The organism is Sphingomonas cynarae, from assembly GCF_039537815.1.
Classification (GTDB): Bacteria; Pseudomonadota; Alphaproteobacteria; order Sphingomonadales; family Sphingomonadaceae; genus Sphingomonas; species Sphingomonas cynarae.
Genome location: NZ_BAABBF010000002.1, coordinates 554,488 through 576,563, shown reverse-complemented (window position 1 = coordinate 576,563; position 22,076 = coordinate 554,488). Strand labels below are relative to the sequence as shown.

Here is a 22,076-nt window from a genome sequence, read left to right as displayed (position 1 = left end):
TTCGTTTCGGAGCGCGAAAAATGGACTTTCACGAACTCGGCAATACGGAAACCCCGGAGGCGGACCCCATCCCGTCCGCCGTGCGGAGCGACCGCCGGCTGGTGGTGATCGGCAACGGCATGGCTGGGTGCCGCGCGGTGGAGGAACTGCTGGCGCGCGAGCCCGGTCGCTACCGGGTGACGATCTTCGGCGCCGAACCGCATGTGAACTACAACCGCATCATGCTGTCGCCGGTGCTGGCGGGCGAGAAGACGTTCGACGAGATCGTCATCAACGACGCCGCCTGGTACGCCGATCACGATATCGACCTGATCGCCGGCGACCCGGTCGACCATATCGATCGCGCCGCCCGCACCGTGACCGCGCGGTCGGGCCGCACGGTCGGCTACGACAAGCTGCTGATCGCCACCGGCTCCGATCCCGTCATCATCCCCGTGCCCGGCCACGACCTGCCCGGCGTCATCACCTTCCGCGACATGAAGGATGTCGATCACATGCTGGTCGCCGCCGGACGGGGCGGCGATGCGGTGGTGATCGGCGGCGGTCTGCTGGGGCTGGAGGCGGCACACGGCCTCACCCTGCGCGGCATGAAGGTGACGGTGATCCACCTCGCCGCCACGCTGATGGAACGCCAGCTCGACGAGGCCGCCGGCTGGCTGCTGAAATCCGCGCTGGAGGCACGCGGGCAGACGGTGCTGACCGGCGCGAACACCGCCGGGATCGTCGGCACCGACCGGGTCGAGGCGGTCAGGCTGGCCGACGACACCGTGATCCCGGCCACCCTCGTCGTCATGGCGGTCGGCATCCGTCCCGCGGTCGCCCTCGCCCGCGCGGCGGGGCTGGCGGTCGGCCGGGGCATCCAGGTCGACGATCACATGGTCACCTCCGATCCGGACGTGCTGGCGGTGGGCGAGTGCGTCGAGCATGACGGCATGGTCTACGGCCTCGTCGCGCCGTTGTGGGACATGTGCCGCGCGCTGGCGGACGGGCTGGTGGAGCGGCACAGCGGCTATCGCGGCTCCGTCACCTCCACCAAGCTGAAGGTCGCCGGGCTGGACGTGTTCTCGGCGGGCGACTTCAGCGGCGGCGAGGGCGCGGAGGATATCGTGCTGCGCGATGCCGCGCGCGGCATCTACAAGCGTGTGGTCGTCCGTGACGACCGCATCGTCGGCGCGGTGCTGTACGGCGACACCGCCGATGGCGGCTGGTATTTCGACCTGCTGAAGAAACGGGAGGACATCGCCGACATCCGCGAGATGCTGATCTTCGGTCAGGCCTATGCCTCCGGAGGGGGGCAGGCGGACCCTAAGGCGGCCGTTGCGGCGCTCTCGGACGATGCCGAGATCTGCGGCTGCAACGGCGTGACCAAGGGCAAGGTCGTCTGCTCGATCGTGGACGGGGCGACCAGCCTTGATGCGGTGCGCTCCACCTGCAAGGCGTCGGCCTCGTGCGGATCGTGCACCGGTCTGGTCGAACAGCTCCTGTCGCTTACGCTCGGGGCCGATTACGGCGGCGAGCGCACCGTGAAGACGATGTGCACATGCACCAGCTTCGGCCATGACGACGTCCGGCGCGAGATCGTGGCGCAGGACATGCGCTCGATCCCGGAGGTGATGCAGAAGCTCCACTGGTCGACCCCGGACGGCTGTTCGTCCTGTCGCCCCGCGCTCAACTATTACCTGCTGTGCGCGCTGCCCGGCGTCTATGTCGACGACCAGCAGAGCCGGTTCGTCAACGAACGGATGCACGCCAACATCCAGAAGGACGGCACCTATTCGGTGGTGCCGCGGATGTGGGGCGGGCTGACCAACCCGCGTGAGTTGCGCGCGATCGCCGATGTGGTCGACAAGTTCAACGCGCCGATGGTCAAGGTCACCGGCGGCCAGCGGCTCGACATCTTTGGCATCAAGAAGGAGGATCTGCCCGCCGTCTGGGCCGATCTGAACGCGGCCGGCATGGTCAGCGGCCACGCCTATGGCAAATCGCTGCGCACCGTGAAGACCTGTGTCGGGTCGGACTGGTGCCGGTTCGGCACGCAGGATTCGACCGGTCTCGGCGTCCAGATCGAACAGATGACCTGGGGATCGTGGATGCCGCACAAGTTCAAGATCGCGGTATCGGGCTGCCCCCGCAACTGCGCGGAGGCGACGATCAAGGATTTCGGCGTGGTCTGCGTCGATTCGGGCTACGAACTCCATGTCGGCGGCAATGGCGGCATCAAGGTCCGCGCCACCGACTTTCTGTGCAAGGTCGCCACCGAGCAGGAGGCGAAGGATTACTGCGCCGCCTTCACCCAGCTCTACCGTGAGGAGGCGCGCTATCTGGAACGCACCGCGCCGTGGATCGAGCGGATCGGCCTCGATTACATCAAGTCACGGATCGTCGACGATGCGCCGGGCCGGGAGGCGCTGACCGAACGGTTCCTGTTCTCGCAGCAGTTCATGCAGGACGATCCCTGGGCGGCGCGGGCGGCGGGGGCCGATCGCGAACAACATGCCCCCCTCGCCGCCTTCGGCCCCGCACCCGGCGCCGCACCCGGTCCCGCCATGATGGAGAACGCATGATGCCCGCCGACTGGATCGATATCGGGGCGGTCGCCGACATTCCCCTGCGCGGTGCGCGCACCGTGACGATCGCGGGAAGCGACGACATCGGCATCTTCCGCACCGGCGACGACCGGGTGTTCGCGCTGGTCAACCGCTGCCCGCACAAGCACGGCCCCCTCAGCCAGGGCATCGTCCACGGCCATGCGGTGTCCTGCCCCCTGCACAACTGGCGCATCTCGCTGGCGACGGGCGAGGCGCTGGGCGAGGACAAGGGCTGCGTGCCGACCGTGCCGGTCGAGGTGCGGGACGGCCGCGTGCTGATCCCCCGCGCCGCCACCGTCATCGCTACCGTCCCCGTGGCGCGGGCGGCCTGAGATGACAGGCATACGCACCACCTGCGCCTATTGCGGGGTCGGCTGCGGGATCGTCGCCACCCGCCAGGGCGAACGGGGGGTGACGATCCGGGGCGATGCCGATCACCCCGCCAATGCCGGCCGGCTGTGTTCCAAGGGCACGCATCTGGGCGAGACGACGGGGCTGGAGGGCCGGTTGCTCCACCCGATGATCGGCGACCGGCGCGCGGGGTGGGACAAGGCGCTCGACCTCGTCGCCCGGCGCTTCCGCGAGACGATCGCGGCGCACGGGCCGAACAGCGTCGCCCTCTACGTCTCGGGCCAGTTGCTGACCGAGGATTACTATGTCGCCAACAAGCTGATGAAGGGCTTCATCGGCTCCGGCAACATCGACACCAATTCGCGCCTGTGCATGTCGAGCGCGGTGGCCGGGCATCTGCGCGCGTTCGGCGAGGACGTGGTACCCGCCAGCTACGACGATCTCGACGAGGCGGACCTGATCGTGCTGGTCGGGTCGAACACCGCGTGGTGCCATCCCGTCGTCTATCAGCGCATCCAGGCGGCGCGCGCGGCGCGCGGCACGAAGCTGGTGGTGATCGACCCGCGCCGCACCGAAACGGCGGAGGAAGCGGACCTCCACCTCGCGATCCGGCCGGGCAGCGACGTCGCGCTGATGAACGGCCTGCTGGCCCATTGCCGGCGCGAGGGGCTGACCGACGACGCCACGCTGGACGTGCCCGACGGGTTCTGGACGGCGCTGGACGCGGACGGCGATCTGTGGACCACCGCCCGCACCTGCGACGTGGCGCCGGCCGACCTCCACCGCTTCTTCGAGCTGTTCGCCGCGACGCCGCGCACGGTCACGTTGTTCAGCCAAGGCATCAACCAGTCGATCCGCGGCACCGATCAGGTCAATGCGATCCTGAACCTGCACCTCGCGACCGGACGGATCGGCAGGCCCGGCGCCGCACCCTTCTCGATCACCGGCCAGCCCAATGCGATGGGCGGACGCGAAGTCGGCGGCCTCGCTTCCACCCTTGCCGCGCACATGGATTTCGCGCCCGACAACGTGGCGCGCGTCGGCCGTTTCTGGGCCGCCCCCCAGATGGCGACGAAGCCGGGGCTGAAGGCGGTCGACCTGTTCCGCGCGGTCGAACAGGGCCGGATCAAGGCGCTGTGGATCATGGCGACCAACCCGGCGGTGTCGATGCCCGATGCCGGACGGGTGCGCGCGGCGCTGGCCGATTGCCCGTTCGTGGTCGTGTCCGACGTGATGGAGACGACCGATACCGGTCTCCACGCGGATGTCCGCCTGCCTGCCGCCGCCTGGGGCGAGAAGGACGGCACCGTCACCAATTCCGATCGCACCATCTCCCGCCAGCGCGCCGTGCTGCCGCTGCCGGGGGAGGTGAAGCCGGACTGGTGGATCGTGGCGCAGGTCGCCGCCCGGATGGGCTGGGCGGATGCCTTCGCCTATCGCCACCCCGCCGATATCTGGCGCGAACATGCCCGCCTGACCGCGTATCAAAACGACGGCGCGCGCGTGCTGAACCTGAAGGCGCACGCCGCGATCGGCAACGAGGCCTATGACGCGTTGGCGCCGTTCCGCTGGGGCGGCCGCCCCTTCGCCGACGGACGGTTCTCGACACCGGACGGCCGGGCACGGCTGGTGCCGGTGCGCCAGATCGCGCTGGCCGAGCCGCTGCGCGGGTGGCCGATGACGCTCAACACCGGCCGTTACCGCGACCAGTGGCACACGATGACGCGCACCGGCCTCAGCCCCAAACTGGCCCGCCATCGCGAGGAACCTTTGGTCGAGGTCCATCCGGACGATGCCGCGACGCTGGGCCTGACCGATGGCGGCCTCGCCCGCGTCGCCACGCCGCAGGGGGACAGCCTGTTCCGCGTGACGATCGCCACCGGACAGCGGCCGGGCGAACTGTTCGTGCCGATCCACTGGACCGATCGGCAATCGACCGGCGGCCGCGCCGGCCTGCTGCCCCGCCCCCTCGCCGATCCGCATTCGGGCCAGCCCGGTTTCAAGAACACGCCCGCCCGGATCGAACCGGTCGTGCCCGCCTGGCGCGGTTTCCTCGTCACCCGCGATGCGGCGGCGGCGCTGCCCGACTGCCTGTGGGCCACCCGCGTCACCGTACCGGGCGGCGCGCTGTTCGAGCTGGCGGGGGACGGCGACCCGGCGGCGCTGGAACGCACCCTGCCCAAGGGCGACCGGATCGAGGCGCAGGACCCCGCGAAGGGCACGCGCCGGGTCGCGATCCTGCGTGATGGCCGGGTGGCGGCGGTGCTGTTCGTCACCCGGTCCGGCCTGCTTCCCGCGCGCGACTGGCTGATCGCGCAACTGGATCACGCCACCCCCGGCCCGGCGCTGCTTGCCGGTCGCGCGCCGGGGACGGTCGTCGACCACGGGCCGATCGTGTGCGCCTGTTTCGATGTCGGGCTGAAGACGATCGTCACCGCGATCGCCGGTCAGCGGCTCGTCAGCGTCGCCGCGATCGGCGAGGCGCTGGGCGCGGGCACCAATTGCGGGTCGTGCCGCCCGGCGCTCGCCCGGCTGATCGCCACCACCACCCTGACGGAGACCGCCGATGCCGCATCGCGATAGGATCATGCCGGATATCGATCCCGGCACCGTCTGGCTGGTGGGCGCAGGCCCCGGCGATCCCGACCTGCTCACCCGCAAGGCGGAACGCCTGATCGGCGCGGCGGACATCGTGTTCCACGACGCGCTGGTCGGCCCCGGCATCCTCGATCTGGTGCCCGATCATGTCGAGCGCGTCAGCGTCGGCAAGCGATCGGGCCGGCATTCCAAGGATCAGGGATCGATCAACGACCTGCTGCTCGCCGCAGCGCTGGCCGGGCGGCGGGTGGTGCGGTTGAAGGGCGGCGACCCGTCGGTGTTCGGCCGCTCGACCGAGGAGATGGATCACCTTGCCGCGCATGGCGTGCCGGTCCGCGTCTGCCCCGGCATCACCGCCGCCAGCGCCGCCGCCGCCAGCGCCGCCGTCTCACTGACGCTGCGCGGCCTGGCCCGCAAGCTGACGCTGGTCACCGCCCATGCCCGCGCCGGCGCGCCGCTCGATCTGGACTGGGCGGGACTGGCAGACCCGGATGCCACGCTGGCGGTCTATATGGGCCGCGCCGCCGCGCCGGAGGTGGCACGGGAACTGATCGCGGCGGGCCGTTCGCCCGACACGCCGGTGCTGATCGCGGTCAACGTATCGCTGCCGCAGGAACGAATGATCCGGGGCCGGCTGGCCTCGCTCGCCTTCCTCGTCCGCACGATCAGCGACGACGATCCGACCCTGCTCGTGATCGGCGAGGCGGTGAGCCGCGGCGACCAGGGGGAGGATCAGCGCGCCGGCGCAGCAGCTGCGGATGCCGGTGCCGACCAGCCGAGTCCCAGCGCCTTGTTGACCGCGATATAGCTCTGCGCCAACTGCGCCCGCGCCTGCTCGACCGCGATCGCCGCCGACAATTGCTGGCGTTCGATATCGAGCTGGTCGATCAGTGAGGTGGTGCCAGCCCGTACCCGTTGGGCATTGAGCGCCGTCGATCGCCGCGCCGTCGCTTCCACGTGGATCAGCTGACCCAGTTGCGCGCGCGTGTTGCCGAACCGCGACAGCGCGGTTTCCGCATCCTGCAACGCGGCCAGCACCGTCCGGCGATAGGCGGCGTCCGATGCGTCGCGATCCGCTTCCGACCCCCGCGTCACCGCACGGTTGCGCCCGAAATCGAGCAGCGACCAGTTGAGCGACGGCGCCAGCAGCGTCGTCAGGTTGCCGGGATCGAACACGTCGCCGGGGCTCGTGCCGCCCAGCCCCAATATGCCCAGGAAACGGATGCCGGGCAGTTCCTTCGCCTTGTTCACGCCCACCGCCGCGGTGTTCGCCGCCAGCGCACGCTCGGCCGCGCGGATGTCGGGCCGGTTGGCGATGATCGCCGCCGGATCGCCGATCGCGACCCGCGCAGGGGGCAACGGCACGGGCACGATCGTGCCCAACGTCATGTCGAGCGCGCCGGGCACCCGCCCGGTCAGCACCGCCAGCTGATTCAGATACTCGTCCGCCTGCGCGCCCAGCGGGATCGCATCCGCCTGCGTGCTTTCCAGCTGGTTGCGCAGCCGCTCCACATCGAGCAGCGACGCGGTGCCGGCGGCATAACGCTGTCGCGCCAGCACGACCTGCCGCTCCTGCAACGCCGTCGACGCGCGGTTCAGTCGGATACGCGCCTGCACGTCGCGCAACGCGACATAGGCCTGCGCCACCTGCGCCGACAGCGACACCTGCGCATCCGCCAGATCGGCGACGCGCGCCCCGATCGTGGCGCGCGACCGCTCCACCCCGCGCCGGCCGCCGCCGAACAGGTCGAGTTCCCACGACGCGTTGAAACCGAGATTGTAGAAGTCGAGGCCGCTCGCGCTACCCGAACCGCTTGTGCCACCCGCCCCGCCGTCAGCCGTTCCACCCTCCGCCGCCCCGCTGTCGCCGATGCCGACCCCGGGCAGCGTGGCATGGAGATAGGTGGCGTTGGCGCTGACGGCGGGCAGTTGTGCGGTACGCTGCTGCCTCAGTTGCGCCTGCGCGGCACGGATGCGCGCGGTCGCCTCGTCGATCGTCGGGCTGTGCGCCAGCGCATCGTCGACCAGCGCGGTCAGCGTCGGATCGGCCAGCGCTTCCCACCACCGGGCAAGGCCGGGAGCCGGCGCGAACGCGGCATCGCGCGCCCGCACGAAATTGCCGCGCGCCACCGCCTCGCTCGCGATCGCCGGCGGTGCCTTGTAGTCAGGGCCGACCGTGCAACCGGCCAGCGCCGCGCCACACAGGAGCGGAAACGCCCGCATCAATGCACCATCGCCGGCGCGGCGTCCTGCGGCAGCGGCCTCAGGAAAAGCACCAGCGGCAGCACCGCCAGTGTGCCGGCGCCCATGATCCAGAAGATATCGTTGTACGTCATCACCAGTGCCTGCCCCTGTATCTGCTGACCGACGACACGCAGCGCGGTCGGCATCCCGCCGAACTGCTGCGACAGGCCGCCGACGAAGTCCTGCACCGCGACGCCGTTGGCGTTCAGCGACTCCTCGATCCGGCGCGAATGCAGCCACTGCCGCTGGTCCTGCAGGATCGAGATGCCCGCCAGCGCGAAGCTGCCGCCCAGATTGCGCATCGCGTTGAACAGCCCGGATGCGTCGCCGGCATCCTCGGGCGGCACCGATCGCACCACCGCCTGGCTGAGGAACAACATGCCCAGTATCTGTCCGACGCCGCGCATCAGCTGGCTGGCGGTGAAATCGCTGCCCGTCGACGCCATCGTCAGGTTCGCATCCATCATCGCCGACAGACCCATGATGCCAAGGCCGACGGCGACCGCGATGCGGATATCCACGCGCCGCAGCAGAAACGGCACGATCGCCATCATGAACAGGCTCGGCAATCCCGACAACAGCACCACCTTGCCCGACTGGAGCGCATTGTACCCCGCGATCGATGACAGGAACTGCGGAATGGCATAGGCGGTGCCGTACAGCACCACGCCCAGCACCACGCCCATCAGCGCCACCGATCCGAACTGGCGGTCGAGCAGCAGCTTCAGCTTGATGATCGGCCGCCGCGCGGTCGCCTGCCCCCAGAACAGCAGGACAAATCCCGCCAGCATCACCCCGAACATCGTCCGGATCAGGCTGGAATCGAACCATTGCTCGCGCTGGCCATCCTCCAGGAAGACGGTCAGCCCGCCCAGCCCCAGTGCCAGCCCGGCGATCCCCTTCCAGTCCGCCTGACCGAACAAATGCAGCTTGGCCTTTTCATGCGGCAGGCCGAGCAGCAGCAGCGTGACGAGGATGGCGCAGATCGGCACGTTGATGAAGAAGGCATAATGCCAGCTGACATTCTCGGTCAGCCAGCCGCCGATCAGCGGCCCCAGCACCGGCCCCAGAATCGCGGTCGCGCCGAACGCGGCGATGCCGATCGGCTGTTGCGCGCGCGGCAGCCGCTGCGCGATGATGACCTGCGCGGTCGGGATCATCGCGCCGCCCGTGAAGCCCTGCCCCACACGTCCGAACACCATCATGCCCAGGCTGGTCGACAGGCCGCACATCACCGAAAAGGCGGTGAACAGCCCCGCCGCGATCAGCAGGAAGGTGCGCAGCCCCAGCATCCGCTCCAGCCACGCGGCCATAGGAATGATGATGATCTCCGACACCAGATAGGCGGTCGCGATCCATGTCCCCTCGGTGCCGCTGGCGCCGATCTCGCCCTGGATCGTCGGCAGCGACGAATTGACGATCGAGATGTCGAGCGTCGCCATGAACGCGCCCAGCGTCCCGGCCGCCACCGCCAGCCACGCGGAGGCATCGGCACGGTCGGCGCCCTTTCGCGGCGGGGTAGCGGCGGCAGCGGTGGCCACGTCAGCGTTCCCCGCGATCGGCCTGCCGCTGTTGGTCGCGGATGCGGTCGAGTTCGCCCTTCGCCCCGATCGTGTCGACCGTGACCACCACCGACAGCCCCGGCACCAGCAGCCGCCGCGCCGCCGGCGTCGCCTCGATCGAGATGCGGACAGGTACGCGCTGCGTGATCTTGGTGAAGTTGCCGGTGGCGTTCTGCGGCGGCAGCAACGAGAATTGCGCGCCCGTGCCCGGCGACACGCTTTCCACCCGGCCCTTCAGTTCCACGCCGTCCAGCGCATCGACATCGATCGTTACAGGCTGGCCGGGACGCATCAGCGCCAGCTGCGTCTCCTTGAAATTGGCGGTGATGTAGAGCCGGTCGAGCGGCACGATCGACATCAGCCGCGTCCCCGCCTGGACATATTGGCCGACCGTCACCGTCCTGTCGCCGATCCGCCCGGCGCTGGCGGCACGGATCAACGTGGCACCGACATCGACATTGGCGGCTTCGAGCTGCGCCCGCGCCGCCCGCCCCTGCGCCGCTCCCTGTCGCTCCTGCGACCGGAACGAGGCGACGCGCCGTTCCTGCATCGTCACCGCCGCGGCCTGCGCCCGGACATTGTCGGCGGATTGCCGTGCGGTCGCCTCCAGTTGCGCCAGTTGCGCGCGCGGCTCCGCGCCGGAGGCGGCAAGCGGCCGGTATCGAGCCACCTCGCCCGCATCATAGGCGGCTTTCGCACGCGCGGCGGCCAGTTGCGCGCGAGCCTGATCGATCGTCGCATATTGCTCGGCGATCTGCGCCCGCGCATTGTCGGCCTGCGCCGCCGCCACCGCGATCTGTGCCTCGGCCTGCGAGGCCTGCGCCCGCACATCGCGCGGATCGATCCGGACCAGCGGCTGGTTCGCCCGTACGTCCTGATTGTCCCCCACGAACACGTCGGCGACATAGCCCGCGACGCGCGGCGACACCGTCACCATATCGGCCTCGACCTGTGCGTCGTTGGTTTCCTGCAGATATTTGCCGCGCGTCTCGTGACGGACGTACCAGACGATCCCCGCCGCAATCACCGCGAGCGCCAGCAGGATCAGGATGATCTTCGTACGGGGACTCAGGCCCTTCTTCACCTTGCCGCCGGCGGCTTCGGGCGTATCGACGGCATCGTCGCGCGCTGCGGTGTCTTCGTCCTGATCCACGATCCACCTCATCGTTCATCCGGCCGAGCCGGACGTAAGTGTCGACAGCGCGATAATCCAGACCGATGAAACGGACAAGATGTCCGGTTAGATTGTTCGGCCGGGGACGGGACGTATGCCATCGAGGACGATATCCAGCGCTTCGTTCAATCGTCGCACCGCCGCCGCTTCGGTATGCGGATCGTAGAACAGCCCCCCCACCATCCGCAGCGCAAGCCCTAGCCGGGCACCGTCGACATCGTCACGCACATCGCCGTTGGCACGGGCGCGGCGCGCCAGCGGATCGAGCGCACCGGCCAGCCGCGTACCCAGTGCCTCCAGCGCCGCCATGTTCGCGGGATCGGCGACCAGTTCGGTCGCGATCCGGGCGAACAACGCCGTACCGCGCGCGCCGCCCAGCGCGAGATCGACCAGCGTCTGGCGAAAAGGCCGGTCACCCGCCACGATCTCGTCAACCCGGTCGATCTCCCGTTCGAAGATCGCGAGCGCCAGCGCCTCCCGGTCCCTGAAGTTGCGGTACAACGTGCCGCGCCCTACCCCGGCCCGGGCCGCCACCTCTTCCAGCGGCACGCTGTAACCGCGTTCGGCGAAAATTTCCGCCGCCGCCGTGATCAGCGCGTCGCGTCGTATCCGGGCATCACGCCGCATCCCCGCATCGTCCCCCTATTCGCCGGTCCGCCGCCGCGTCATACGCTCGCCTCGATCGCTTCCAGCGACCGCCGCTTGGTTTCGGGGAAGAAGAGGAAGACGACGACGAACTGCACCGCCATCATCACCGCGAACACGACGAACGGGCCACCCCGCGTCTGCGCGGCCACCAGCGGAAACGCCATCGCGATGATCGCGTCCATGAACCAGTGGGTCGACGAACCCAGGCTCTGACCCCGCGCACGCACGTCGGTGGGGAATATCTCGCTGATATAGACCCAGATGACCGCGCCTTGGCTGAACGCGAAGAAGGCGATGAAGCCGATCAGCAGCCACAGCAGATATTGCTCGCCCTGCCCGCTCAGGAACACCGCGGCCGTCCCGCCCAGCGTCGCAGTGAGCCCGACCGACCCGATCAACAGCAGCGTCCGCCGCCCCAGCCGGTCGATCACCAGCAGCGCCAGCGCGGTGAAGGCGAAATTGCACAGGCCGATCACCACCGCCTGCCGGTCTGCGGAAACGGCGTCGTATCCGGCGGCGGCGAAGATGTCGTTGAGGTAATAGAGGATCGCGTTGATGCCCGACAGCTGGTTGAACGCCGCGATGCCGAAGGCCAGCAGCATGGGCTTGCGATGGCGCGACCAGGACAGGCGCGGCGATGGCGCGGATCGGTCGGCACGGACATAGCCCGCCAGTTCTTTTTCGGGATTGGCCACGCCGAACCGGGCCAGGACATCCGCCGCCTCGGCCATGCGCCCCCTGGCGGCGAGCCAGCGCGGGCTGTCCGGAATGGTGAACATCATCGCCAGCAGCAGCAGTGCCGGCAGCGCGGTGACGCCCAGCTTCACCTGCCAGTCGATCGCCCCCAGCGCGAAGCCGGTGATGATGGCATTGCTGAGATAGGCGACCAGAATGCCCGCGACGATGTTCAGCTGGAACGTGCCGACCATCAGGCCGCGGCGGTTGGCCGGCGCGATCTCCGCCAGATAGACCGGTGCCAGCACCGACGACGCGCCGACCGCCAGGCCGGCCATGACGCGAAAGGCGATGAGCGCGGGCCAGCTCCACGCGAACAGGCAGCCGATCCCCGACAGGCAATAGAGGATGGCGATCGCCTTCAGCGCGTTCCTCGCCCCGTAACGGTCACCGGGCTTGCCCGCGAGCAGCGCCCCCGCCAGCGTGCCCCACAGCGCCGCCGACACCGTGATGCCGACACCCGTGGCATCGAGGTCGAACGCGGTACGGATGCCCTCGGTGGTGCCGGCGATGACGGCGGTGTCGAACCCGAACAGCAGACCGGACAGGCCACCGACCAGCACCCCCCTCAGCAACAACGTCGTCAATGGCCGATCCTCGATAGATGAAGCGCACGCCCACACGGAACAGGCGACCGCCCGATTCGACGTCCGCGCCCCCGTCAGGCCATTCGACTGATAGGGAGCAATCGGCGTGTTGAACACGGTCGCGACCGCCGCGATGCCGCCTTGCCGAGGGCGCACCCATGGCCCTAGTCTCGGCACGATAACGGCGGGGATGGGTGACGAATGAGATTTGCGGCACCCTTCGTCCTTTCGCTGCTCGTGGCCGGTCCCGTCGTTGCGCAGGAACCGATCGCCAATCCCAGCCTGACCGCCACCGTCGGGGGTATCCGCGACGCCGCGCATGGCCGCGACATCGTACTCCACCGTTTCGACGTGGCGATGCGACTCCACGGTGCGGTGGCCGAAGGCACCGTCACCGCCGAATTCGCCAATGACGGCCACGAGGTGCTGGAAGGCGATTTCCGGTTCGCGCTGCCGAAAGACGCGATCGTTACCGGCTATGCGCTCGATGTCGGCGAACAGCTGGTCGATGGCGTGCTGGTCGATCAGCCCCGGGCAAAGGCGGTGTATGAGGCGCGGGTCCGCCGCGGTGTCGATCCCGGACTGGCCGAGGTGGTGGCCGATGGCGGGTTCCGGACGCGCGTGTTCCCGATCCTGCCGGGCGGGCGGAGGACGATCCGGTTGCGCTTCGCGGTGCCGATCGGGGTGGAAGGACTCCGCCTGCCGCTGCGGCTCGCCGCGCCGCGTACCGGCTGGGGGGTGACGGTGACGGCCGACGGGATGGCGACCTCGCCGACGCTGCTGATGCCGGACGGGCAGACCGGGCGATGGCAGGATGACGGCCAGAACAACGGGCAGCGTGACGGGCAGAGCGCCACCGCGAGCGGCAAGAACGCACTGAACGGCGCGATCGTGATCGGTCCGGTCACCACGCCCGACACCATCGCCAGCCGCCATCGCAACGGTGAGCGGTTCGTCCAGCTGACCGGGGCGTTGCCCCCCGCCATGACGACACCGGACGCCGCGCAGGGCGGCACGCTGCGTATCTATTGGGACCGGTCGCGTTCGCGGCTGGCCGACCGCCACGAAGCCGAATTCGCCCTCCTGCGTCGCACGGTCGCGGCGATCCGGCCGGAGCAGATCGAGATCGTAACCTTCGCCAGCGATGGTGCCACCCGCCAGACCGCCACGACGCCGGAAGCGGCGATCGAGCTGCTTCGCGGCGTCCGCTATCGCGGGGCGACCAGCTTCGCTGCGGTTGCCGGCGAGGGAGTGGCGGATCGCTGCCTGCTGTTCTCCGACGGGCGGGTCACGATCGACCGGGCCAGCACCTTCGCACCGCGATGCCGGGTAGATGCGATCACCACCTCGCCCGCAGCGGATATGGGCTGGTTGCGGCATCTGGCAGCCGGACTGGGCGGACAGGCCCATGCGCTGGGCGAGGATGGCGACCGGGTTGCCGCCGCGCTCGCCACCGCTGTCCCCGGCATCGCCGCGGTGATGGACGGGGACGGACGCCGCCTGCCCTTCGCGACGATCCCGGCGGCGGCCGGGCGCTGGCGCGTAGTCGCGCAGGCACCGGCACTGGGCCGCGTCACCGTACGCGTCGGCGGCATCGATATCACCCGTACCGTGGAAGAGGCCACACCGTTCGATGGCGACGCGGCGCTGGTCGCGACCGATCTGCTTGCCACGCTTGGGGCCACCGATCAGCGTGGCGAATTCGTCGCGACCAGCCGCCGTTACGGCGTGGCGAGCCCCAGCCTGTCGTTCATCGTGCTGGAGACGCCGAACGATTATCTGACCGCCGATATCACACCGCCGGCCAACTACCCCGCCGAACGGCTGGCTGTTTATCTGGGTGATCGCAAGGCGATGGACGGTGCGCGGGCCGATGCGCAGCGTGAACGCCTGCGCGAGGTGACGGCGGCGTGGACCACGCAGGTGGCATGGTGGCGCCAGCGCTTCGATCCGGCGGCGGCGGCAAAGGTGGTACGCCGGCGCGGGGGGCCAGTACCTCCCACCGTCGCGGTGCCGGTGGCCGCGCCCGCTCCCGCCGCGCCGCCCGCGCCACCGCCGCCGCCGCCGCCCGCCCCATTGCCGGCGGGGGCCGCAGCCGAACGGCGCGACATCGTCGTCAGCGGCTCGCGTGTCTCCTCGGGGGGATCCCCACCGGCGGTGACGATCGAGGCGTGGCAGCCCGACCGCGATTATCTGCGCGCCTTCGACGCCGCGCCTGCCCGGTTCGACGAACGCTTCGCTGAGGCGGAGCGGCAGGCAGGCGGCGTGCCCGCCTTCTATCTCGACACCGCCGAATGGCTGCGTCGCCACGACCGGACGGCGGATGCGGTACAGACGGTGTTGTCCGCGCTCGACCTGCCATCGGCAAACGCGACGACATTGGGGATCGTGGCCGACCGGCTGGAGCGTTATGGCGCGATCGACCGCGCGATCGAACTGCGTGAGCGGCAGGCGGCACTGGAACCGGACCGGCCGCAGCCACGCCGGCTGCTCGCTCTGGCACTGGCCGCACGGGCGGCGCTGCGCCCGGTCACCGCCCGCGACGATCTGACCCGCGCGGTGGCGCTGCTGCGCGAGGTCGCGGTCGGTCCGCTCGACGAGCGCTGGGCCGGGATCGACCTGATCGCGCTGATGGAGGCGAACGCGCTGGTGCCGCGGCTGAAGCGGCTGGGCGGCACCAGCCCGCTCGACCCCGCGCTCACCGCGTTGCTGGATACCGACGTGCGCGTCGTGGTCGACTGGACCACCGATGCCACCGATCTCGACCTGTGGGTCGACGAGCCGGGCGGCGAGCGCGCGATCTACAGCCATCCCCGCACCGCGATCGGCGGTCACCTGTCGAACGACATGACCGCCGGCTATGGCCCGGAGGAGTATTTCGTGCGGCGGGCACCCATGGGCGACTATGTGGTGCGCGCCAATGTCTATGCCGCCGACCGGCTCGACCCCAACGGCCTGTCGCTGCTGACCGCGCACCTGTTCCGCGACTTCGGCCGCCCGACCCAGCGCGTCGAGGCGGTCGACATCGAACTGCAGCGCGACGAGCGGGGCGAGAAGATGATCGGCCGCATCGCCGTGCCGCGATCGAAATAGGGACATGCCGGACGAGCGGCGGGATCAGCCATAGGCGTCCACGTCCAGACGGCCCGCCGCGCGCAGCAGCCGCGCCTGCGCGACGAGCACGTCGGCGCGCGCGGATGCGACCGCCAGCTGTGCCCCCCGGAAACTCTGGTCGGCGACGAGGATGTCGATCGTCGACCGCAGCCCGAACCCATATTCGGCGCGCACGCCCTTCAGCGCCACGTCCGCCGCGGCAAGGCCGGTGACGGTCGCGTCCAGACGCGCGCGGGCGGCGCCCAGGGCGGCCCAGGCGGCGTCCACCGCACGCACCGCTTCACGCATCGCGGCATCGAGCTGGAACCGTTCGGCGCGATTGACCGCCTCCGCCTGGCGGACGCGCGACGGCACCAGACCGCCGGTCAGCAGCGGCAGGCGCAGCGACAGGCCGACCGATGCCGCGCTGTCGTAAGTCCGCATGTCGCCGCCCGACAGGCGGACGCCGCGCCCATAGCCGCCGGCCATGTCGACCGACGGCGCACGTTCGGCGCGGGCCTGGTCGATCCGGGCGACCGACCCGGCCACCGTACGGCGTTGACGTAGCAGCAGCGGATTGGCCGTTTCCGCCGCGCGCCGCGCCTGTTCGCGATCGGCCGGCAAGGCGGCGGGCATGATCGCCTCCGCCGACAGGGCACCCGCATCCTGCCCCACCGCGGCACGATAGGCCGCCGCCGCGGTCGCCAGCGCCCCTTCGGCATCGGCGAGATTGGCGACGACCGTCGCGCGCTGCGCCTCCAGCTGTGCCACGTCGGTGCGCGTCGCCTGCCCCAGCGTGAAGCGGGACCGCGCCTCCGCCACCTGCGCATCCAGCCGCTCGATACCGACGCGCGCCACCTCCACCGCCTGCTGGTTGTAGAGGAGGTCGGCATAGGCGGTGACGACGCCCTCCAGGATCGCGGCCTCGATATCGCGCAAATCCTCCGCCCCGGCCGCGACATCCTCCCCGGCGGCGCGCACCGCGGCGGGGACGCGCCCACCGGTCCAGATCGGCAGCGCCGCACTGACCGAGGCGGACCCGGCGCGCCCATAGCCGAGCCGATCATAGCCGGCGCCCGCGTCGGCGGACAGGGTCGGACGCCCCGGGGCGCGGGCTTGTTCGGGCGCCTCCGCCAATGCCTCCTGCCGGGCGCGTGCCGCCGCGAGCTGCGGATTGGTGGCATAGGCCGCCATGATCGCCTCGCGCAGGGTTTCCGCCGAGGCGGGCATTGCGAGGCACAGCCCTGCGGCGACAGCGATCCACCTATTCATGGCGCAGTGCCCAAGCGGGTGCGGCGCGGCTGGCGCGCAACGACTGGCCGAGCACGGTCAGCACCGCGATCACGGTGGCGAGCAGACTGGCACCGATGAAGTAGAGCGGCGACAGGGCGATCCGGTCGTCGAACCCCGCCAGCCATGTCCGCATCGCCACGAACGCCAGCGGCCAGGCGACGAGGTTGGCGATCAGCACCGGGCGCAGGAACTGTCCGACCAGCAGTTTCACGATATCCGCCGACGAAGCGCCCAGCGTCTTGCGGATGCCGATCTCCTTGATCCGCCGGGCGGTATTGAACGAGGCGAGCCCCCACAGTCCGACACAGCCGATCATCACGGCAAGACCGGCGCCGATCCCGAACAACCGCGTCGCGCGCTCGTCTGCCTCATAGAACGTCGCCAGCGCCTGGACGCCGGTTTTGGCGTTGAACGGGATCAGCGGCGCCATCCGCTGCCACAGCGTCTTGGCCGCCGCCACGACCGTCTGCGTTTCGCCGGTGAAGCGCAGCGTGATGATCGGATAGGGCGCAACGTCGCCATGATAGACATAGTAGGTGGGGTCGTCCGGCAGGCGCGGCGAATAGAAGCGCAGCTGGTCGACGACCCCGATGATCGTGCGCTTCGTTCCTCCGCCGACCGTCTTGCCCACCGCATCCTGCGGCGAGGCATAGCCGAGCTTGGCGACCGCGAGGCGGTTGATGACGATGTTGCGGGTGCTTCCCTTCGCCAGCGCACTCGTATCGTCGGCAGGATGCGCGTCGTCGAACAGGCGACCGGCGATCAGTCGCGCGCCATAGGTCCGGAAGAAGTCGCGACCGACCTCGATCGAGCGTAGCGACGGTCCGGGCTTTGGCTTGCCCGGCACGTCGACGTTATCGAAATTGTTGTTGCCGTTGTTGCCGACCGCGCTGTTCGCGGTGGTCACCGCCCCGACCCCCGGCAGCCGCCGCAACGCGTCGAGCATCGCCCGCCGACGCCCGGTATCGAGGCTGTCGTCGCTCAATCCGTTCAGCACCAGCAAACCGTCGCGCCGGAAACCGAGATCGGTGCTGCGGACGTGCCGGGTCTGCGCCACGAGCACCAGCGTGCCGACGATGAAGGCGATCGCCAAGGCGAACTGGAAGACGACCAGCGCCTCGCGCACCCGCGCCCCTGCCTGCCCGCCGCCCGGCGAGCGCGCCGACGACAGCACCTGGCTTGCCGGCGACCGGGCGAGCAGCAGCGCCGGATAGAAGCCGGCAAGCATCCCGACGACGACCGTCAGCACCACCAGCAGCGGCACGACCAGCCGGTAGGGGATGGCCAGCGCCAGCCCGCCGGCCGCGTTGATCAGCGGCAATCCCAGTTCGGTAAGGGCAAGCCCCGCGACCGCCGCGACCGCCACCGTCACCATCGCCTCGCCGAGGAACTGGCGCACCAGCATGCCCCAATCGGCGCCCAGCACCTTGCGCATCGCCACCTCGCGCGCGCGGAGGCCGGCCCGGGCGGTAGCCAGATTGACGTAATTGACGATGGCGATGAGCAGCGTCAGCACCCCGACCGTGCCGAGCGTAACGATGGTCAGCTTCTTGGCGGCACTGGCCTTGCCTTCCGGTTTCAGATGCGCCTGCACGATCGGCAATAGTGGCAGACCGATCTGGTTGGCGACATCCGGCCCCATATCGGCGGCGCCGCGCCGCCGGACGAAGGCCGGCATCCGCTGCTCGAAGGCCCTGGCGTCTGCGGGATTGTCGAACCGCAGATAGGTGACCAGCGACGTCGAGCCCCAATGATACCACCAGTCGCTGAAATCCCGCCCCTGACGCGCCACGATCGAGAATTTCAGATCGGTATTGCGCGGCAGATCCTCGAAGACGCCGGTTACCCGGTACCCGCCCGGTTTCTCGAACGCGAGCGTCATGGTCCGGCCGACCGGGTTCCCCTCGCCGAAGTAACGGCGCGCCGCCGAACGGCTGATGATGATCGATGCCGGATCGGCCAGCGCGGTCGCCTTGTCGCCGGCGACCATCGGCAGATCGAACACCTTGAAGAAATCCGCATCGACGCGTGCCACGTCTTCGGTCGTCGCGCTGCCATCGCGGATCACCGTGCCGCTTGCCTCGCCACCGTTGATGCGGGTGCCAACCAGACCCGGAAAATCCTCCTTCAACTGCTCCAGCAGTCCGCCCATCGTGTACAGATAGGTGCCGACAAAGGGGCTATCCATGGCTTTCCAGTCCGTCTGCACCAGATAGATGCCGTCGTGGCGCGGCAGCCATTTCTCGAAACTCGTCTCGAAGCGGACATAGAGGCCGAGGATGAGGAACACCGCGATTCCCACCGCCAGCCCGCCGATGTTGAGCGCGGCGTAGAGCTTGTGGCGGGTCAGCGAGCGGTAGAGCGACAGGAAGGCGAAGTGGTTCATCGCGGATGGTCCGTACCGGAGGAAAGTGGCCGTCAGCCGCAGCGGACGGTGGCGGAGCCGCTCTTGTGGACATCGCACCGCGCGCCGCCGGTCACGCGCACGGTCCCCGAACCGCCCGCGTCGATCGAGGCCGTCCGCGACGCCGCAGCGACGATCGATCCCGATCCGCCCATGTCGATGGCGACCATGGGCGTCGCCAGCGCGTGCGCATCGACCCGGCCCGACCCGCCGAGATCGATGTCGACCGCATCGGTCCGGCCATCCGCGACGATCGACCCCGATCCGCCGAGATTCAGCCGTACCGACGCCGCCGTCAGCCCGCTCAGCATCATGCTGCCCGATCCGCCGAGTTCACCGACAAAGGCGGGGCCGGTGACGCCATCGGCCCGCAGGCTGCCCGAACCGGACAGCGAGGCCGCGCGCAGCATCGGCATCGTCACGGTGACGGTGGCACCCCGGTCGCGATACCGTCCCGGCATGCGGTCCACGCGCAGCATGCCGTCGCGGACCGTGATCGCCAGCGCGGCGACGGCACGCGGGTCGCCGGCCGCGGTCACGGCGAAGCGGTCGGCGACCACGATCACCACCCGGTCGGACGAGGCGAGATCGACCTTCTCGAAGCCGGCGACATCGAAACGCCGTTGCGCCTCGCCCTCCGCCGGTGTGGCCGATCCGGCGATGGCGGCACGCTCCACTGCGATGACGCAGCCTGAAAGGGCGATGCAGGTCGCGGCGATGGCGACGGCGAAAGGACGGGTCATATCGATTTTCCTCTGTCGGGTGGATCAGATCGCGCGCATCGCGCTGGCGACGATGCGGCCGTCGAGCATGTCGATCCGGCGCTTCGCCATGTCGGCGTGGCTGGGGGAGTGGGTGACCATGACGATCGTCGCCCCTTCGTCGTTAAGCCCGGTCAGGATGCTCATCACCTGCTCGCCATTCGCGGTATCGAGGTTGCCGGTCGGCTCGTCGGCGAGGATCAGTTTCGGATCGCCGACGATCGCCCGCGCGATGGCGGCACGCTGCTGCTGGCCGCCCGACAGTTGATGGGGGTAGTGGCGCGCGCGGTGGGCGATGCCGACCTTGTCCATCGCCGCGGCCACCCGGTTTCGTCGGCCCCCGGCATCCTTGCGATAGGCCAGGCCGAGGGCGACATTCTCCTCGATCGTCAGTTCGTCGATCAGGTTGAAGCTCTGGAACACGAAGCCCAGCGTCGCGCCCCGGAACTTCGCCAGCGCCTTTTCCTCCAGCGCGGCGAGATCTAGGTCGTCGAACAGATATCGCCCCCCGGTCGGCCGGTCGACCGTGCCCAGCATGTTGAGCAGCGTCGATTTGCCGCAGCCCGACGGCCCCATGATGGCGAGGAACTCACCCGCCGCCACGGCGAGGTCGATGTCGTGAAGCGCGGTCGTCTCCACCTCGTCGGAGACATAGCGGCGCTGGATATTCTCAAGACGGATCATGGTGATGTCCTTCAGCGGAGGTTGAGGATGTCGCCCTTCACGGACGCGGTGCTGCTGGTGACGATGCGGTCGCCGGGTTTCAGGCCCGACAGGATCTCGACCTGTTCGGGATTGCGTCGTCCGGTCTTCACCGCGTGCCGCCGGGCATGGGCGCCATCGGCGTCGAGGACGAAGACCGACGTGCCGCTCCCCGCCTCCAGCCAGCCGCCGACCGGCGCGACCAGTGCGGGCGCGGTGCTGCCCAGCGTGATACGGATGTCGAGGGTCTGGCCCCGGTTCAGGCCGGCGGGGGCGGCCCGGCCGAAGGTCAGTTCGACGCGGAAACGCCCGTCCTTCACTGCCGGCAATACCCGGGAGACAACCAGGCGCGCGTCACCGGCGCTCGCCGGCTGCCCGACACGGACGCGGCCGAGGAAATATTCGTCGACATCCGCCTCCAGCTTCCACGATCCTTCGCTGTCGACCTGACCGGCGGGATCGCCCGGCTTCAGCGTCTGCCCGGGCTGGATGATGAAGTTGGTCAGCCGGCCACCGGCCGGGGCGCGAATCACCAGTGCGTCGAGGCTGGAGCGGACCGCCGACAGGTTGCTCTCCAGCCGTGTGCGCGTGTCGTTCAGCCGCGACCCTTGCGTCGCGGTGATCCGCGCCTCCGCCGCACCGCCCGACCGCAGCTGGGCGAGGCGTTTCTCCTGATAGGCGGTTTCCTCGGCAAAGCTCCTGACGCCTGCATCGGAGACGAAGCCACGGTCGTGCAGCTGCTCGCGAATACCCAGTTCCCGCCGCGCCTTGATGAGATCGTAATTTGCCTGCGCGATCTGTGCGGAGCGGTCGAGCCGGTTGCGTTCGATCCCCAGGCTTTCCCCCGCGACGCTGCCAAGCTGGCTGGCGATCTGCGCCTCGCGGGTCAGCACCTCCAGTTTCAGTGTCGGGTTGGCTAGCGTGGCGAGCGGCTGGCCCGCCGTCACCATCGCGCCGTCCTGCACCAGTAACCGTTCGACCTGGCCGCCCGACAACACCCCGACCAGCGTCGTCACCCCCGGTGCCACGGTCGCGCGGACCGGCAGATAATCGGCAAACGGCGCCCGTTCGACGATGCCGGTTTCGAGATCGGTGGTGGCGACATCGGTCGATCCGCTGGCCGGCAGCAGCCGCCAGGCCAGCACCGCCGCGATGATCGCGAGCACCACCAGCACCGTGGCCCGGCGGCGCCACCACGGCGTCGGTGGACGCTCGATCCGGCGATCCATCGTGGCCCCGGGAGAAGCGGTTGCGTGTACGGGCTGTTCGGTCATCATGCGGACAGTGTCGCCCGGAACATTCGAAAAGCCTAAACCACCATGAACGAACGATTTTT

General features: G+C 69.6%; 15 protein-coding genes. 5 read left to right on the top strand and 10 right to left on the bottom strand.

Annotated features, from left to right (window positions below):
* Positions 1-20: 20 nt before the first annotated feature.
* Genes nirB through cobA form a run of 4 tightly spaced genes read left to right on the top strand, consistent with a single transcriptional unit; the run spans position 21 to position 6,345 of the window.
* The gene (gene nirB, locus ABD719_RS05930; protein ID WP_344692444.1) at positions 21-2,564 is read left to right on the top strand and encodes a nitrite reductase large subunit NirB; all 2,544 of its coding nucleotides are present in this window, start codon (positions 21-23) and stop codon (positions 2,562-2,564) included.
* The gene (nirD, locus tag ABD719_RS05925; RefSeq protein WP_344692595.1) at positions 2,564-2,920 is read left to right on the top strand and encodes a nitrite reductase small subunit NirD; all 357 of its coding nucleotides are present in this window, start codon (positions 2,564-2,566) and stop codon (positions 2,918-2,920) included. Before nirB ends, nirD begins: the two co-directional genes overlap by 1 nt.
* A 1-nt stretch (position 2,921) precedes the next feature.
* Positions 2,922-5,522, top strand: a complete 2,601-nt coding sequence (locus ABD719_RS05920) for a molybdopterin-dependent oxidoreductase (protein ID WP_344692443.1) — start codon at positions 2,922-2,924, stop codon at positions 5,520-5,522.
* Complete coding sequence (cobA, locus tag ABD719_RS05915; protein ID WP_344692442.1) at positions 5,506-6,345, top strand: uroporphyrinogen-III C-methyltransferase; 840 nt, start codon at positions 5,506-5,508, stop codon at positions 6,343-6,345. The genes ABD719_RS05920 and cobA overlap by 17 nt, the downstream gene beginning before the upstream one ends.
* Here the strand turns inward: cobA and ABD719_RS05910 are convergent.
* From ABD719_RS05910 to ABD719_RS05890, 5 genes are all read right to left on the bottom strand, one after another.
* Entirely contained in the window at positions 6,270-7,760 is a 1,491-nt protein-coding gene (locus ABD719_RS05910) for an efflux transporter outer membrane subunit (RefSeq protein WP_344692441.1), read from the bottom strand. The genes cobA and ABD719_RS05910 overlap by 76 nt on opposite strands.
* A complete protein-coding gene (locus ABD719_RS05905; protein WP_344692440.1) occupies positions 7,760-9,322 on the bottom strand; it encodes an MDR family MFS transporter in 1,563 nt (520 codons plus the stop codon). The genes ABD719_RS05910 and ABD719_RS05905 overlap by 1 nt, the downstream gene beginning before the upstream one ends.
* Position 9,323: 1 nt before the next feature.
* Positions 9,324-10,508: an HlyD family secretion protein gene (locus tag ABD719_RS05900; protein ID WP_344692438.1), complete on the bottom strand. Its 1,185-nt coding sequence runs from the start codon at positions 10,506-10,508 to the stop codon at positions 9,324-9,326.
* A 75-nt stretch (positions 10,509-10,583) separates the two neighbouring features.
* Positions 10,584-11,144: a TetR family transcriptional regulator gene (locus ABD719_RS05895; RefSeq protein ID WP_344692437.1), complete on the bottom strand. Its 561-nt coding sequence runs from the start codon at positions 11,142-11,144 to the stop codon at positions 10,584-10,586.
* Positions 11,145-11,182: 38 nt separating this feature from the next.
* Positions 11,183-12,643: a sugar porter family MFS transporter gene (locus ABD719_RS05890; RefSeq protein WP_344692436.1), complete on the bottom strand. Its 1,461-nt coding sequence runs from the start codon at positions 12,641-12,643 to the stop codon at positions 11,183-11,185.
* A 45-nt stretch (positions 12,644-12,688) separates the two neighbouring features.
* Here ABD719_RS05890 and ABD719_RS05885 point away from each other — a divergent pair, with 45 nt between their 5' ends.
* Complete coding sequence (locus ABD719_RS05885; RefSeq protein WP_344692435.1) at positions 12,689-15,580, top strand: VIT domain-containing protein; 2,892 nt, start codon at positions 12,689-12,691, stop codon at positions 15,578-15,580.
* Positions 15,581-15,604: 24 nt separating this feature from the next.
* Here the strand turns inward: ABD719_RS05885 and ABD719_RS05880 are convergent, their stop codons facing one another.
* Genes ABD719_RS05880 through ABD719_RS05860 form a run of 5 tightly spaced genes read right to left on the bottom strand, consistent with a single transcriptional unit; the run spans position 15,605 to position 21,969 of the window.
* Entirely contained in the window at positions 15,605-16,852 is a 1,248-nt protein-coding gene (locus tag ABD719_RS05880) for a TolC family outer membrane protein (protein ID WP_344692434.1), read from the bottom strand.
* Entirely contained in the window at positions 16,845-19,259 is a 2,415-nt protein-coding gene (locus ABD719_RS05875; RefSeq protein WP_344692433.1) for an ABC transporter permease, read from the bottom strand. The genes ABD719_RS05880 and ABD719_RS05875 overlap by 8 nt, the downstream gene beginning before the upstream one ends.
* Before the next feature lie 32 nt (positions 19,260-19,291).
* Positions 19,292-20,020: a head GIN domain-containing protein gene (locus ABD719_RS05870; RefSeq protein ID WP_344692432.1), complete on the bottom strand. Its 729-nt coding sequence runs from the start codon at positions 20,018-20,020 to the stop codon at positions 19,292-19,294.
* 24 nt (positions 20,021-20,044) lie between these two features.
* Positions 20,045-20,722, bottom strand: a complete 678-nt coding sequence (locus ABD719_RS05865; protein WP_344692431.1) for an ABC transporter ATP-binding protein — start codon at positions 20,720-20,722, stop codon at positions 20,045-20,047.
* An 11-nt stretch (positions 20,723-20,733) separates the two neighbouring features.
* Complete coding sequence (locus ABD719_RS05860; RefSeq protein WP_344692430.1) at positions 20,734-21,969, bottom strand: efflux RND transporter periplasmic adaptor subunit; 1,236 nt, start codon at positions 21,967-21,969, stop codon at positions 20,734-20,736.
* Between the last annotated feature and the right edge of the window lie 107 nt (positions 21,970-22,076).